This is a genomic window from Alteromonas sp. ABM1_013, from assembly GCF_056160505.1.
Map to the genome: position 1 here is coordinate 808,886 of NZ_JBSWXH010000003.1, position 15,103 is coordinate 823,988.

The 15,103-nt window shown below is 43.4% G+C and carries 14 protein-coding genes and 3 tRNA genes; all 17 read right to left on the reverse strand.

Annotation, left to right across the window (positions count from 1 at the left end):
- Window positions 1-11 precede the first annotated feature (11 nt).
- Window positions 12-659 carry a DUF2987 domain-containing protein gene (locus ACXAGK_RS11825; RefSeq protein WP_474856383.1) on the reverse strand — a complete coding sequence of 216 codons (648 nt, stop codon included), beginning with the start codon at window positions 657-659 and terminating at the stop codon, window positions 12-14.
- Complete coding sequence (locus tag ACXAGK_RS11830) at window positions 656-1,447, reverse strand: glucosaminidase domain-containing protein (protein ID WP_474856406.1); 792 nt, start codon at window positions 1,445-1,447, stop codon at window positions 656-658. The genes ACXAGK_RS11825 and ACXAGK_RS11830 overlap by 4 nt, the downstream gene beginning before the upstream one ends.
- Window positions 1,440-2,171 (reverse strand): YciC family protein, encoded by a 732-nt coding sequence (locus ACXAGK_RS11835; RefSeq protein ID WP_474856384.1) that lies wholly within the window; start codon window positions 2,169-2,171, stop codon window positions 1,440-1,442. The genes ACXAGK_RS11830 and ACXAGK_RS11835 overlap by 8 nt, the downstream gene beginning before the upstream one ends.
- An 83-nt stretch (window positions 2,172-2,254) precedes the next feature.
- Entirely contained in the window at window positions 2,255-2,881 is a 627-nt protein-coding gene (locus ACXAGK_RS11840; protein WP_474856385.1) for a LysE family translocator, read from the reverse strand.
- A gap of 12 nt (window positions 2,882-2,893) precedes the next feature.
- Window positions 2,894-3,619 (reverse strand): Sir2 family NAD+-dependent deacetylase, encoded by a 726-nt coding sequence (gene cobB / locus ACXAGK_RS11845; protein ID WP_474856386.1) that lies wholly within the window; start codon window positions 3,617-3,619, stop codon window positions 2,894-2,896.
- Window positions 3,620-3,743: 124 nt separating this feature from the next.
- Window positions 3,744-4,574, reverse strand: a complete 831-nt coding sequence (locus ACXAGK_RS11850; protein ID WP_474856387.1) for a sulfurtransferase — start codon at window positions 4,572-4,574, stop codon at window positions 3,744-3,746.
- A gap of 121 nt (window positions 4,575-4,695) precedes the next feature.
- Entirely contained in the window at window positions 4,696-5,193 is a 498-nt protein-coding gene (gene tpx, locus ACXAGK_RS11855) for a thiol peroxidase (protein ID WP_474856388.1), read from the reverse strand.
- Window positions 5,194-5,267: 74 nt separating this feature from the next.
- A complete protein-coding gene (locus ACXAGK_RS11860; protein ID WP_474856389.1) occupies window positions 5,268-5,960 on the reverse strand; it encodes a tRNA-uridine aminocarboxypropyltransferase in 693 nt (230 codons plus the stop codon).
- Window positions 5,961-6,077: 117 nt separating this feature from the next.
- Window positions 6,078-6,164: transfer RNA gene (locus tag ACXAGK_RS11865), tRNA-Leu, on the reverse strand.
- Between the two features lie 59 nt (window positions 6,165-6,223).
- Window positions 6,224-6,297: transfer RNA gene (locus ACXAGK_RS11870), tRNA-Cys, on the reverse strand.
- A gap of 41 nt (window positions 6,298-6,338) precedes the next feature.
- A tRNA-Gly gene (locus ACXAGK_RS11875) sits at window positions 6,339-6,414 on the reverse strand.
- A 170-nt stretch (window positions 6,415-6,584) separates the two neighbouring features.
- Window positions 6,585-7,157, reverse strand: coding sequence for a CDP-diacylglycerol--glycerol-3-phosphate 3-phosphatidyltransferase (pgsA, locus tag ACXAGK_RS11880; protein WP_014979382.1), 573 nt, complete (start codon window positions 7,155-7,157; stop codon window positions 6,585-6,587).
- A 122-nt stretch (window positions 7,158-7,279) separates the two neighbouring features.
- Entirely contained in the window at window positions 7,280-9,097 is a 1,818-nt protein-coding gene (gene uvrC, locus ACXAGK_RS11885; RefSeq protein WP_474856390.1) for an excinuclease ABC subunit UvrC, read from the reverse strand.
- A gap of 31 nt (window positions 9,098-9,128) precedes the next feature.
- Window positions 9,129-9,773, reverse strand: a complete 645-nt coding sequence (gene uvrY, locus ACXAGK_RS11890) for a UvrY/SirA/GacA family response regulator transcription factor (protein ID WP_269917018.1) — start codon at window positions 9,771-9,773, stop codon at window positions 9,129-9,131.
- Between the two features lie 180 nt (window positions 9,774-9,953).
- Complete coding sequence (locus ACXAGK_RS11895; RefSeq protein ID WP_474856391.1) at window positions 9,954-10,673, reverse strand: pirin family protein; 720 nt, start codon at window positions 10,671-10,673, stop codon at window positions 9,954-9,956.
- Between the two features lie 237 nt (window positions 10,674-10,910).
- The gene (locus ACXAGK_RS11900; protein ID WP_474856407.1) at window positions 10,911-12,320 is read right to left on the reverse strand and encodes an aminotransferase class I/II-fold pyridoxal phosphate-dependent enzyme; all 1,410 of its coding nucleotides are present in this window, start codon (window positions 12,318-12,320) and stop codon (window positions 10,911-10,913) included.
- Between the two features lie 328 nt (window positions 12,321-12,648).
- Window positions 12,649-14,763, reverse strand: coding sequence for a 5-histidylcysteine sulfoxide synthase (ovoA, locus tag ACXAGK_RS11905; RefSeq protein WP_474856392.1), 2,115 nt, complete (start codon window positions 14,761-14,763; stop codon window positions 12,649-12,651).
- Between the last annotated feature and the right edge of the window lie 340 nt (window positions 14,764-15,103).

The window sequence follows — 15,103 nt, forward strand, 5'->3', positions numbered from 1 at the left end:
CAAAAGGTAGATTAACTTGACGCCATAGCTGTTACACGCAGCGGCGCTTGTGGCAGCGTTAAGCCTTTCGCCTCATTTATCCACTCTTGCTCTAACTGCAGAACACCATTGTTAATTTGTACACCCTGCGGCGTAACGAAATCTAAATTTTTGTCTTCGAACTGAATCATCAAGCCCTTCACCGATGGCATCATAAAAGACAAAAAGCTTCCCATTTCATTGAAAAAGGCTTCATACTGTTCATACAAAAAAGTGAGTTCTTCTTTCTTGTAATACTGTTTAAGGTATTCTGGCTTGGTTTCAAGCTGCACCGACATATCACAAACGTTCGCACGTTCGTTCAAGTCGATGCGTAACAGTGCATTAGCCAGTTTCAGTGCTTTTTCAGTGGGTACGGTAAAACGTCCTTCATCTGTAACTTCTAGTGGCATTGTTTTCTTATCGGTAACGATAGATGCACCGTTAACCTCGCATAAACGCCCTTCACCTACTCGGACAAAACCAAACGCAAACTGAAGCGCTTGGGTATCTTCGTTATCTAGCTTTTTAACATGGCTGTAGAAACGGCTGTACTCTACATCTATCGTTTCAGCAGCTACTAATGTACTACCAAAACCGACAAACAGAGATGAAGCAAGAAATAATGCAGCGCGTATCATTCGGATAAAAACTCCTCGTTAAATAGGATCATTGTTTGAAGCTCTTCAACATAAGCGGCTCCTCGCTCGGAATAGTTCATTAGCCCTTCTGCCAATGCAACACCAGTAATAGGTAATTGGTTAGCTCGAAGTCGACTGCGGATCTCTCTTAAATCAGCGTAGGCATCGTGCCTATTGAGGTTACGCATATAGGTGTACGTCGCTCGCGACAGACTATCAAACTTTGCCACTTCGTGTGATGCGCCGGTATTTCGACGATTTGGGACAAAACCGCATCCTTTTGAAAAACACCACAGACCGAAAAAGTTGTAGCCCTTTCTTGCAAATCGGCTTGTCCCCCAAGCAGATTCATTCGCAGCCTGAACAAGCACCAACTCTTCAGGTAAAACATCAATTTTCTGCAATAAGGCCAATAGCTTAGTCCTTAAGGGCTGCGTAGACTTTACCCGATATTCTTCTTCAAGCCACTCAAGCCTCGCCATATCGTCTTCAGAAAGCGATTCGTTGGCTAATGCTTTTCTATACAAGGTTTGTACATAATGTCTTAAAGTAAGTAAGTAAGCGTTTTGCTTCTCTACCTCGGGGCGTAGATAGTTAAAAAACGCCTCTTTCTTCTCTTTTACGTCACTATAAATAGAGAAATCAGGTACCGGCTTTGTCGCCTCCACCGTTTGCGGTATATCTAAAATATCAGGTTCGTCCTTGGTAAAAATAATGGCATTAATGACGATAACCGCCAGAACACCAAGCGTTATAAGGACAATTTTAAAGGTTTCACGTTTATGCATCGAAGCTCGACTCATTCACATCATCTACAGATGCGTCCGTGCTTACTCCTTGCTCGCCAATCAATTCCTGATAGAGCAATCCCATCATACTAAAATAAAAAGGTAACACCCAAATAAGGGAAAACCCGAACGTCAGCGGTACCGACACAAACAGTAAGAAGAAAACGCCGAAGATACTGGCAATTTGGGCCCAGTACGCGTTGAATACTCGGCATGAGAGAATAATTGCGCTAATTGGAGTTAGTTTTCTGTCGGCCACTAACATTAGAGAAAAAGACGACGCTAGGTAGAAATACACGCCTGGTAAGATAAGCAGCATCATGCCTAACTGCACAAGAATACTGCTAACTAACTGGGTTAACGCAACCAGAAATATAAGGGGGAAAAACTGAAATACCGTAAATACCGATGTTTTTACGCCTCGCGCTATAAAAACACCCATCATGTATAAGCCCGTAAGTAACGGCGCCACAATGCAGATCGCCACAATCTGGATAATGGATTGGTGCTCGAATACATAGCTACCGTCGTCATTGATGGTAATATACTGTTGGGCAATTACACCAAGCACCACAAAGGTCAAGAATAAAACAAGGCTACCTTGAAACAATGATGAAAAATTAGCTTTTGTTAAACCGGCAGCGCGGCGCAAGAGACCTTTAGTATCGAATTGATACTGTTTAGACAACGTATTGTTCAGGCGGTCTGGGTTTACGTCTTTCACACAACTCTCTTATATTTTTAGAAAAATCGGCGCGATTATACCAATTCACAAAAATAAATGCCTGCTTGTGTAATAAACAAAAATTAACCCAACACTAACTTAGCGGCTAACCCAACTAAAAGCACGCCCATCGCCCTATCCAACCAATAGCCTTTTTTACCAATAAGCTCGGCAACTTTACTAGTACTTAAAAGGTAGGAAAGGAAACAAAACCAAAGCCCGGTGGCAAACGCTAAATAGATACCATAACCAAGCTTTACGCTAAATGGCGTATCAATGCTGATGATGGCGGTAAAAAGTGAAAGGAAAAACAGCGTTGCTTTTGGATTAAGCCCGTTTGTCAGAAACCCCATCCATACAGCACGTTTTGCCGAGATTTGTGATGTCTTCTTTTCGGTATTTATGTCTTGCTCCTGCTTTACAGGGCCGCTTCTGAGCGCACCGAATGCAAGGTAAAGCAAATAAGCAGCGGCAGCGTAGCTAAAAGTGGTAAATAGCCAGGGCGTAGTCGCAATTACAACACTTAGCCCTACTAGCGAGTAAGCAACATGCAATAAGATTGCGAGCCCAATACCGATACTGGTAAATATGGCGATACGTCTGCCATAAGCCACGCTGTTTCGAACCACCACTGCAAAGTCAGGGCCTGGGCTGGCAACAGCCACAAGATGTACCAGTGCAATGGTAAGAAATTCATTCATATACTGCATGTTTTGCGCCTCCTACAGCGCATATTTTGAAATCAATTCATCAACCCACTGCGGAACTATGCGCGAGGCAGGACCTGTAAGTGATTCGTCGAACAAGGCATTGGATACACCTGGCTCTAAATTCGCTTCTATTGTGTGAGCGCCATTTTCTTTAGCAATCTGAACAAAGCCAGCAGCGGGATAAACATTACCCGATGTACCAATAGCTATAAATACATCAGCCTGTGAAAGCGCATCGTAAATCTCTTCCATATACATGGGCATTTCACCAAACCAAACGATATCCGGTCGAAGGGTTACTCTTTTACAGCACGGACATTTAGTGGTGTGATCAAAACTCTCACGCCAATCAAAAGTTTGCTGGCTAATAGCACAGCGCGCAGACAATAGCTTACCATGCATATGATAAACCGATTCGCTGCCACCACGCTCATGTAAATCATCAACGTTTTGCGTCACCAACGTTAGTTTTTGACCGAAGGCTTTCTCTAGTTTAGCCAGCGCCGTATGTGCTGCGTTAGGCAAAACATCATTCTGTTGAAGCTGTGCCCGGCGCGCATTATAAAAGCGATAAACCAAACTAGGGTTTTGCTCGAACGCTTCGGGTGTAGCGACTTCTTCAACACTGTGATTTTCCCAAAGGCCGTTATTATCGCGAAACGTTTTTAACCCAGACTCAGCGGAAATGCCCGCACCGGTGAGAATAACAATATTGGGTAAGGATTGATTAGCTGACATTGGGTTGTACTTACTCTGTTACTATAAAGCGAGTTATTCGGTTTTTCTATGAATCTCGCGGTAATATCGTGCTTAAGCATACATCGCACATAAATGATTTTAGTATTTCACGGCTTTTATGCTTTTACACGCCTTTGACTACCGGATACTGGGTATTAGCGCCCCACTCAGACCATGACCCATCATATACCGAAACTTGCGTAGCACCACACATAAGAGCTGCAACACCAATGATACAAGCGGTAACGCCTGAACCACACGTGCAAATAATAGGTTTACGCAAATCGATTTTTGCTTGTGCAAAAACAGCATTTAGCTCATCTACAGGTAAGAAGTGACCATCTTTTAGTAATGTATCGAAGGGGACATTAAACGCGCCTGGCATATGCCCTGAGCGCACTCCCTCTCGGGGTTCTGAAACTTCGCCTTTAAATCGCGGACTACTTCTCGCATCAAGCAGTTGCGCTTCAGTATTTATAGCTTGAAGCACGGCGCTAGAGTTTGCAAACCACCCAGGTCGAGGTGTTGCTTGATAGGTTAATTTTCCATACTGCTGTTGTTCTGAAACGGGAAGCCCAGCCCCCTCCCACGCAGGTTGGCCACCATTTAATATATATACATCTTTATGCCCCAGTGCCTTTAGCATCCACCATACTCTAGGCGCAGAATACAAACCTCGAGTGTCGTAAACCGCTATGGGTGTATTTGCTGTAATACCCTGATTGCCAAGATAAATAGCAAGGTTATCAGCTGAGGGCATACTGTGAGGTAGACCAGTAGTGTGGTCGCTACCTTCGCTATCTAGATCAAAATCCACTGACGCAGGCAATACCATTGCCGTTCGTGTATCTGGTGTTTTTGAAACGGGATCATCCATCAACGCTCTTACAAGCGTAACCGGTTTTTGTTGCATTGCATTGGCTAACTCGCCGACTGACAGCAATACTGATGCCATTACATCCTCCTGGAAAGCGCTCACATGAGTGAGCGCCTTGTAATACCGCGATAAAAACGAATCGGTTGGTATTGATTCACATTAACTATGTACTATTTCACTTAGTGACTAAGTGGGCTTCTTAGCTTAATGCAGCAATCGCAGACTCGTAATTTGGTTCTTCAGTAGTTTCTGCTACTTGCTCTGTATAAACCACTTTACCTTCAGTATCGATAACAACAACCGAGCGCGATAGCAAACCCGTCAGCGGTGCTGATTCGAAGGTTACACCGTAATCATCGCCAAAGCTTGAACGGAAGGTAGAACCTGTAAGTACATTTTCGATGCCTTCTGCGCCACAGAAACGGCCCGCAGCAAATGGCAGGTCTGCTGACACACAAATAACAGTTGTATTATCTAATTTTGCAGCTTCTTCGTTAAATTTACGCACTGACATTGCGCAAGTGCCTGTGTCGATTGAAGGAAAGATATTCAATACAACGTTTTTACCTGCAAGTTCTGACAGCGTTACTTCGCCCAAATCCGCCTTTACTAAGGTAAAGTCTGGTGCCGCTGTACCTACTTCTGGTAACTGGCCCTTAGTTGTAACTGTGTTGCCTTGAAAAGTAACTGATGCCATTCGCTTTCTCCGTTTTTCATTAATATAAAATAGTGGATGTAAAACAATACTTTCGCAAATAAAAGTGACACTTTTTAGATGTTATCTTTAACCTGCGACTCTGCAAACGCGAGCTTATGCTGTAAATGGGGCTTACCTTTTAAGTATTCCCGCCTAAACACGCTAAAATAGTGCGCTAACGTTTGTGCCCCTTGCTGCTGCTCAGCTAGTGCCAAAACGCTAATACCTACTTCTGCGGTGCAATGTTGGAAATCATGGGTAGACTCCCTTAATAGATAGTCTGAAGCCACTTCCATGCTAACGCCCAGCACAGGGAAATTATGCAAATAAGGACTTTTTACAAACATCTTCTTTGCTTCACGCCAGGTTCCATCCAAGAAAATAAATAGTAACGTTTTGCCAGTATTCAATGGTGGAGCGCCAATACAGCGTTCAGCTGCAGCATATTCGTGTGGAAATACCACAATGGGAAAGTATTTGTCGTCGCTTAGCAGTTTCAGTAACGCTTCATCAGGTTCCGTTCGTTTCCATAAAAACGCATGGTTGTCTTTAACCACATCTGCTATCAGACGGCCTGTATTGGTAGGTTTATAGTATTCGCCTTTGTACATTAAAAACAAAACCGCCACATCTGTGCCAGCTTCAGGCTTAAATTCACAAATACAGTTTTGCGTTGGAAGCAAACACGCATCACAGCGAATTACCTTGCTACCACGCGCGTGAAATGGACGCTCAGCACGAGATAGCTCGTCTAAACGAAGTGACATAACAGAATTCAAGATAGTACGTCTTTGCCAAAGATTTTTACGGATTTTACCATAGTAAAACGCAGTAAAAGAGCGAGATTGACAAAATTTTGTATTGAATAAAAATGTGGAAGTAAATGGTGCCCGGGGCCGGACTTGAACCGGCACGCTGTTACCAGCGAGGGATTTTAAATCCCTTGTGTCTACCAATTTCACCACCCGGGCATCGGGTTGCTTTTCAGCAAAGGTGTCAGGCGTAGAACCTGATGCTGCGTTGCAGCGTTTGGAGGCGGAACCCGGAGTCGAACCGAGATAGACGGATTTGCAATCCGCTGCATAGCCATTCTGCCATTCCGCCAGATGCGTCTGGCGCGTGATTAAAACTTATCTCCAAGAGATTGGAGCGGGAAACGAGATTCGAACTCGCGACCCCGACCTTGGCAAGGTCGTGCTCTACCAACTGAGCTATTCCCGCATGTCTTAATCGACCATTTCGATTTGGTTGATGTCCTCTCGAAATGTGGGGTGCATTCTACCTACCCATTCAAAACTGTCAACACAAAAAAGCGTTTAAATTGAGATAAATGCGGTTTTTTATGATCGTTTGCTATTTTTTTATTCACTTTGATTAAACCGCGATCAATTCTACTTTACTGCGCCACTTCGAAGGTGTGGCCACGCCGCTTTTGTATAAACAAACATTGACCAAATTGACAGCACTGCAGAGAAATATAAAAGGATATAACCTAAAGAAACCCAATAAATTGTTACGCCCATAAAAGTTTCTAACCCTGAAAGTAATCCAATTAAGGCTAACATTTGAGCAGTGGTTTTAGCTTTACCTATAAAAGACACTTTAACTGCGTCTCTTACGCCATTTGAACCCATCCATTCTCGTAATGCCGATACATAAATTTCACGCACCAAAAGCGCAATGGATGGCAAAGTGATCCAAAGGTTTGCATAACTATGTGTGATCATAAGAAGCGCGGCACCTACGATAAGTTTATCTGCCACCGGGTCTAAAAAAGCGCCAAAGGGCGTAGATTGCTGAAGTTTTCGTGCTAAATACCCGTCAAACCAGTCTGTGATGGCCGCCAGCCAAAAGATAAAGGCCCCTGCTTCGTGCGCCCAGCGCCAATCAAGAAAATAAACAACCACAAAAACAGGTATAAGGATTACTCGAAATAAAGTAATACAGTTTGGAACAGTCCACATAAAAAGTACGTCTCGGTGTTATGCCTCTATGGGCGTTTTAGCGCAGTAGCTTTTAGCTAAGCTTCTTTCATTTTCACAACACATTACCTTAATTTGCAATGCATTGCTTGTTACTCAGTCATTTATTGATGAAGGTGGTCGTAAATAGTATCCGCCAGTTCTGGGCTAATGCCTGGTACACTTGCTATTTCATCTTTACTGGCCTTTTTAAGACCTTGTAAGCCGCCCATAAACTTTAACAACGTCTGTCTACGCTTAGCGCCAATACCAGGAATACTTTCAAGGCTCGAGGTCGTTTTTACTTTCTGACGGCGGTTGCGGTGCCCAGTAATAGCGAATCGGTGTGATTCATCGCGAATATGCTGAATAAGATGAAGACCAGGCGAATGGCTATCCATGGGAAGCACTTGATGACTGCCCGCCAGAATCAAAGTTTCTAAACCCGGCTTACGGGTAGTGCCCTTTGCTACACCTAAAAGCATGGGCTTTTTATCATGAGGCCAGTCTTCAAAAAACGCCTCAGCTTGGGCAAGTTGACCTTTACCGCCATCAATTAATAGAAGGTCTGGAATTTTCTGTACCTCTTTAACAGACTTATAGCGACGCTTTAATGCTTGCGCCATAGCCGCATAGTCATCTCCAGGTGTGATGCCTTCAATGTTGTAGCGACGGTAGTCACTTTTAAGTGGCCCTTCTCGATTGAATACCACGCAGGACGCCACTGTTTGTTGACCAGAGGTGTGAGAAATATCAAAGCATTCCATGCGCTGAATAGGCGTATCAACTTCCAGTGCCGCTTCTAGGTCTAGATAGCGTGCAAACACAGACTTTTGCTGGCTATATTGGGCATCTAATGCGGTTTGTGCATTTGATTGGGCCAGCTGTAGATACTTGCGCTTCTCTTCCCTCGCCCCTTTAAAGAAATGCACCTTGTGCCCTGCTTCACTGGCAAGTACGTCTGCAATAGCATCTTCGTCACTAAGTGTGTTACTTAACACAATTTGTTTAGGAATGACTTTGTTGCCCGCTAAATAAAATTGTAGGAAGAAAGATTCGAAAACTTCTTGCTCGTCTGCCGTATTGGGTACTTTAGGGAAATATGCTTTGCTGCCTAGCAGTTGCCCTTCGCGAATAAACATAACTTGAATACAGGCCATATTGCCTTTGAACGCAAACCCAAACACATCCATTTCGTCTTGGGTACCGGCAACCCATTGTCGCTCTTGTACTTTCCTTAAGGCGTTTATCTGATCGCGATAGCGCGCGGCGGCCTCAAAGTTTAATGCTTCGCTGGCTTTTTCCATTTTGTCCACCAGCCCGCCAATGACTTGCTGGTTTTTCCCTTTTAAGAACAGGCGAGCAAAGTTGACCTGCTCTTTATATTCTTCATCGCTCACATAGCCTTCAACGCAAGGCGCGCTGCACCGTTGCATCTGATACTGAAGGCAAGGTCTGCTGCGCGCACGGTAATAGCTGTCTTCGCATTGACGAACAGGAAATATACGCTGCATGGAGCGTAAGCTTTCTCGAACCGACCAAGCACTCGGATATGGCCCGAAATATTCACCCTTTTTCTTTTGAGGGCCGCGATGGAAAGAAAGCCGAGGATGTTCGTGATCTGATAAAAAGATAAAAGGGTAAGATTTGTCGTCACGCATTACCACGTTGTAACGCGGTTTATACTTCTTAATGAAGTTGTTCTCTAGTAGAAACGCTTCGGTCTCACTATTTACAACGGTGACGTCCATGTTCGCAATCTGGCTGACTAACGAACGAGTTTTAGCGTTATCAACGTTAGTACGAAAGTAACTTGATACTCGCTTTTTAAGGTTTTTGGCTTTTCCTACGTAAATAACCTCTTCCTGGCTGTTGTACATACGGTACACACCAGGTTGAGAGGTTAAATTCTTAAGAAATGCTGCTGAATCAAATGCAGACATAATCACTTTGACGTTATGCGTCTAGTGACGCTTAAAAGGTATTAGGACTGATTAGCTTATGACGATAGGCTAAGTGTGTTAACTCTACGTCAGACGTCACGCCTAATTTTTGGAACATACGATAACGGTAGGTATTAACCGTTTTTGAATTGATGCTAAGTTCTCGAGCAATATCTGGCACTTTATGACCTTCGGTTAATCTCATGGCTATTGTAAGTTCTCTACTCGATAGCTCATCAAATGGATTATCCGAACTTGGCAATAACTTACTTATCGCAATGCTATTGGCCATTTCATTGTCGAGATACATTTGCCCCGCCGCCACTTTATGAATGGCAAGAATAACCTCATCTGGCTTTGCGTCTTTGGTAAGAAATCCAAACGCACCCGCTTCCATTACCTGCATAGGTATCGGGCTTTCTTTGTGCATTGAAACACATATCACCCGCGTATTTTCTGACATGCGAACAATTCTCTTTGTCGCTTCTAGTCCGCCAATACCAGGCATGTTCACGTCCATGAGTACCACATCTGGCGCATTTTTTCGGCACATTTGTACCGCATCTTCACCGTTACTCGCTTCATCAATAACAGTAAAATCTTCTACGTCTTCCAGAATCCGGCGTATCCCTCTTCTGACCAAATCGTGGTCATCTGCTAGGATTATTTTTATCACTCTAGTATCTCACTGACTTCAGTTTTCTAAACAACTAGGTTTAAGACTGTCAATTTTCGTTAATGATAACTATTAACAGCCTAAAACCTTATCACAGCCATCATACCACGAGATAAAGATTCGTGAAGTAGAGATACACAAATTGAAACTAAATTATTGATCTAGATTACTTTTAGCTAATTAAATTGGTAAATCAAACCAAAGGGCAACCAAATCGTGAGATGCAATAAGCGAAATACTATCTTCCTCGTAAATTCCAATAGCATCGCCAGGTACCAATTCAACGGCTTCAGGTGCACTTTTCACCGACGCTTTGGCCTTACCTGAGATTATATGAAGATACCCTTTTTGCCCTTCAGCATTTCGTTGCCACGCTTCTTGAGCCTTCAAGGTCAAGCGACTTATTGACGCATTCTGCTTAATCTTTAACGATCCATCTCTGCCGTCGCCACTTACGAGCAACTCCAGCTTTTCATTACCACCAGCACTACTACCGAAAGTTTTCTGGGTATAACCTGGTGTTCCCCCTTTTTCATTTGGCACAATCCAAATTTGGAGAAAGTTCACAGGTTCTTCACTTGAGGGGTTAAACTCTGAGTGCATAATACCGCGTCCCGCACTCATCACTTGTATATCACCCGCAGGTACCACGTATTCATTACCCGTGTTGTCTTCGTGTTTCAAAGCACCGCTCACTACATATGAAATGATTTCCATATCTCTATGGCCGTGCGTCTCAAAACCTCTACCTGCCTGAACAATATCATCATTAATCACCCTTAACGCTGAAAAGCCCATGTGCTTCGCATCATAGTAGTGCCCAAATGAAAAACTGTGTCGGCTTTCTAGCCAACCAAAATTGACTTTTCCTCTTTCGTTCGCTTTTCGCAAGTACATCACTTTAACTCCTTAAACTTTTCTGCTCTTACAAAATCCCTTAATTAGCCACGAGCTATACTGCCGCTGAGATCTTGGTTGAGTTCATTTGCAATAAGGTTAGTTTAATTCTTTTTAGTAGGAATAAAATACGGGATAATAGGGTTAGTTATTCTAATATTTAGAATGCTGTCATCGGTCATGCAAAAGGTCGATTAGAAACTTATTGGCGTGTAATTCAAACTAAACGGTAGCGAACAGTTACCACGTGAAGCACAAACGTTGCAGCGCGGTCTCTATAACCGCAGGATGGCAGGCCAAATTAAGCCTTATATGATTCGGCGCGCCAAAGGGGGCTCCGTCGTTACCTACTACGCCCCGCTCTAGGCACTGTTCTACGTTTGCAACAGGTGAATAACGAAGAATCTGATCAGACTCCTTTCCCACCGAATCTTTTACCGTCGCCACAGAAGCCATGGGTTGTGAGATCTTCGAGGGAAATGAGGCGAGATCTAGCCATAGAAAGTAGCCAGCGCTTCCCATAGTATAGCTTACGTTGATGCCGTAGTGCTTGAAAAAGCGAACAACAAGCTTTCTGTTAAAGGCTAACGCACCTTTAACCGCGTCTAGCCAGGTGCTGCCATTCACGTAGGCGGCAATTAATGCAACTTTTCCTAAGTTAGTTGCATTAAGGTGTCGTTCATTGATGGCCTGGGCAAATCTTTCCCTTATCTTTTTGTCTTTTATAATCGCATACGACGCGCCGGGAATACTGGCTAAGTTGAAGGCTTTAGAGGCACTATTGAGGTGGATAATTCGCGGTGTGTGCCTAATGTTTTTACCTATTATTTTATTTTGCTCACTTATTTCAGCTTCATTTGCATCTTCGTAATCAAGTTCACTGCCAAAGATAGGGATAAGGGTCGGCTCGTTATATGAGTTAAAGGCAAATTCACTGTGTACTTCATCGGTGATCAACAAAATATTGTGATAAGCGCAAAAATCCACGATTTTACGCTGTGCTGAAGCGCTTAATACTGTGCCAGTAGGGTTGTTGGGGTGACAGATAACAAATGCTACTGCAGATTTGTCTAAAGCGTTGAGGTCTATTTCGTTTAACGAATTATCATTATTTTGATGATTACTAGTGTGTGACCAAGCTACATCCGTATATTTTTCTTTAATGGTACAGACTGGCTGCCCTACCGGTATATATACAGGTTCTAAATTGTTGTTTTTCACCGTTTCGGTTATGGGTGAATAGGTAGGTGTTAACACCATCACCTTCTGTCCAGCTTTACAAAATGTTCGAAGCGCTACGTCTATTGCGCCAATAATACTGGCCACATCAACTACATCAGTGCTGTTAACATTAAAACGGCTGTATTTCGGTGAACTGCGTTCAAAACGTTTAGCCACAGCCTCACCAATATCAAGAGACTGATATCCATATGTTGAACGAAGGTTTTTTGTAACTGCACTTATAATGTCATCGCAAGGCGGTATATCCATATCGGCTATCCACATAGCAATGGGTTCTTGTTGCGAATCTATGACCGATGTTTGTTGAGAAACTTTTCTATAAAAGCGACGCAATATTGCTGAATACTTAAGCCGAGTTTGATCGCGTTTTAGATGAGCTGGGGCCTGCCACACATCTTTGTGAGGCATAAACTCATGTTCAAATGCACTGAACACTGGGAGTTGATTTTGCTCTTCGTACACCCTCGACTTACTCTATACTTAATTTCTACTTACGATTCTAAGCAGTATTTTGCCGTTTTGCTTGCTCTACCTAATTTTGTTCTGTTGAGTTGCCCTGTTGACTCGAGCTACGGAGCTTCTTGGTACTGTAACAAGCACAACGCGTTCTCAGTTATTATTTATACAGGTGTTTATTTAAACAAAATGTCATCTCAGATATCAAGCCACGCTTTGTCTAGTGTACTAACTCAAAGCGTGGCCCCAAAACATGGCATAAGCGTCTTCTATCTCGCCTTTAATCGCTTACCTTTTCAAATACGTTGAACTCGGAAAGCGTGTGCTGATATTTACGTTTGGTTTCTCGAATGACAAACGGCAGCTCTGTGGGCTCGCCAACGCGCTTAAAGCCGCTACCTAGCGCATCTTCTAGTGCTTGCGTAGAGCTAAGTGTTTCACCATTTTCATCTTTATAGCCCCCTAACCACTCGCTTCTCTCAGTGTATTCTTCCAGCCAAGTAAAGGGGCTGGCTACAACCAGCAAACCGCCTTTATTTAAACGCTTTGCCATATCAGCCAGTACTTTTCTGGGGCTGTAGACCCTATCAATTAAATTCCCCATAAAAATAAGGTCGTAGCCCGTATACTGAGGCTTTAAGTTACACGCATCGCCCTGAGCAAAAGCGACCTTTTCGGCACTCTCTTCTAAACCTAAAGCAGAAAGTTTTCTTGCCTTAAATGACGTTAGTTCACCTTCTTCTATTAGGTTATAGCGGATCTCTCCACGCTCTTGCATATCAAATGCGGTTTTTATGAAGCGAGCAGAAAAATCAATGCCATCAACATGGTCGAAGTGCTTAGCAAGTTCAAATGTTGAACGGCCCACTGCACAGCCTAAGTCTAATGCTTTGCTGTGCTGACGCCCCTGCATATTGTCTATACAAAACTGAGCACTGGCTTTGGCGAAGTTAGGCACACCATAGTATTCGTCGCCATAGTGAAACTCGCTGTATTGCGACACTTGTGTATCGCTTTCGTAATCAAAATCGTTCACTGCTATAACTCGCTTTCCTTGAACATATCTGAACCCGGCATGCTGAAAGAAATGACGCCTAAATGCGTAGCGACTGTCTTTCATTGCCTCGTTGCCTGTAGATACCCAGCTACCGCCTTTAATGAGGTTATGCTTATTATCATACGTTGGCGTAGTGAAGTCATCGTACAGTGGATGCACTTTAAAACCTTCAAACGGATAGATTGGCGTTTCAGTCCACTGCCATACATTCCCTACTACATCGAAAAACTCGCCAGACTGATTAACATCAACTGGCTCACTCGAAGCATATTTTTGTAAAGCAATGTTGAAACCATCAGCATATACGGCTTGTGTTACACCAGCATGCTCGCGTAGCGCTTGCCATTCATTCTCAGTAGGCAGGCGAATAAGCGCGCCGTTCTTCTCACTTAAGTAATTACAAAAGGCTTTTGCTTCGTGATAGTTAACGTCTGCCGGCCAATCTAAAGGAAGTGGGTGTTCTTCAAGCATACTGCGATAGATATAGTCATCGCCCTTTTTAACCCAAAACACAGGGTGCTGGGCTTGGGTATATTCTCGCCATTTATTGCCTTCAGCTTCCCAGTACTTCGCATTGTGATAACCGCCGTCTTTAACGAAAGCTAAATACTCACCATTGCTTACCAGAAACTTAGATGCACTAAACTCGCTTACGGATTCTTGCTGAGTTCCATATTCATTGTCCCAGCCGTAATAGGCACTATCCCATGTCTTATCATTAGTTACCGTTTGCGCTGGAACCGTAATTAATACGTTGGCATCAAGTTTTTCAGACTGCGTGAGCATTGTAGGGCAAACAGGCCATTCTGAACTAGGTCGCACAGACGAAATAGGTAATTGCCTAATAAGTACAGACGAGGTTTCTAAATGAATGCGTTCGTGTTCTATTCCCATCACTAAAGGCCACATTGGGCTGTCCCAGTCGATAGGCATGCTAAACGGTATGGTATCTATAAGGTCGCATACCAAGGTGCGAACTTGATTTCGATATTGACGCACCTCTTCAACCTGCGGCCAATCGTAGTTTTCATCGTTGAGGTCATCCCAACTCATCTCATCAACACCAATAGCAAAGAGCGATTCAAACTTAGGGTTAATACGCTCGTTGATAGCCTTTGAAAGCACTAGCTTATTGATAAAAAACGTGGCGGTATGGCCGAAATAAAAAATTAACGGATGACGCAGCTTTTCAGGTCGCTCGTAAAAGACCTCATCATTCACTAGGCAAGAGAAAAGTGATTCATATGTGTTGAATGAGTCGAGGAAATACGCCTTTATTTCCTGTCTTTTTTGTTCAACCGTGCCTTCCCGAAGATTAAGTGTGGGCATTGCCTGCATAATGTCCTCTTGAATTTTTGTTATTACTACCAACTGCGAAGGACCAGCGATACACGTGCACCGCTTTTATATGCCGTAATGATTTCAGTTGATTGTAAACCTTTTTATATATATCAAGCTTTTGTGAATAAAGCGCGACATAACTTGGTTTTTATGAAATGTTTTGTAATTACAAGATACAGACAGGATGAGATCAGAAAATATTTCACCCATAAAAAAACCCGCAACAATGTGCGGGTTTTCGTAAATTGGCGGAGAGTGAGGGATTCGAACCCCCGGTGGGTTTGACCCCACGTCTGATTTCAAGTCAGGTGCATTAAACCGGGCTCTGCCAACTCTC

What these genes read in the sequence shown, in the direction of transcription:
- ACXAGK_RS11860 (WP_474856389.1), bottom strand. Translation starts at nt 5,960, where the DNA reads ATGTCACTTCGTTTAGACGAGCTATCTCGTGCTGAGCGTCCATTTCAC.
- tpx (WP_474856388.1), bottom strand. Translation starts at nt 5,193, where the DNA reads ATGGCATCAGTTACTTTTCAAGGCAACACAGTTACAACTAAGGGCCAG.
- ACXAGK_RS11840 (WP_474856385.1), bottom strand. Translation starts at nt 2,881, where the DNA reads ATGCAGTATATGAATGAATTTCTTACCATTGCACTGGTACATCTTGTG.
- uvrC (WP_474856390.1), bottom strand. Translation starts at nt 9,097, where the DNA reads ATGTCTGCATTTGATTCAGCAGCATTTCTTAAGAATTTAACCTCTCAA.
- ACXAGK_RS11850 (WP_474856387.1), bottom strand. Translation starts at nt 4,574, where the DNA reads ATGGCATCAGTATTGCTGTCAGTCGGCGAGTTAGCCAATGCAATGCAA.
- ACXAGK_RS11900 (WP_474856407.1), bottom strand. Translation starts at nt 12,320, where the DNA reads ATGCCTCACAAAGATGTGTGGCAGGCCCCAGCTCATCTAAAACGCGAT.
- ovoA (WP_474856392.1), bottom strand. Translation starts at nt 14,763, where the DNA reads ATGCAGGCAATGCCCACACTTAATCTTCGGGAAGGCACGGTTGAACAA.
- ACXAGK_RS11825 (WP_474856383.1), bottom strand. Translation starts at nt 659, where the DNA reads ATGATACGCGCTGCATTATTTCTTGCTTCATCTCTGTTTGTCGGTTTT.
- cobB (WP_474856386.1), bottom strand. Translation starts at nt 3,619, where the DNA reads ATGTCAGCTAATCAATCCTTACCCAATATTGTTATTCTCACCGGTGCG.
- ACXAGK_RS11830 (WP_474856406.1), bottom strand. Translation starts at nt 1,447, where the DNA reads ATGCATAAACGTGAAACCTTTAAAATTGTCCTTATAACGCTTGGTGTT.
- pgsA (WP_014979382.1), bottom strand. Translation starts at nt 7,157, where the DNA reads ATGTGGACTGTTCCAAACTGTATTACTTTATTTCGAGTAATCCTTATA.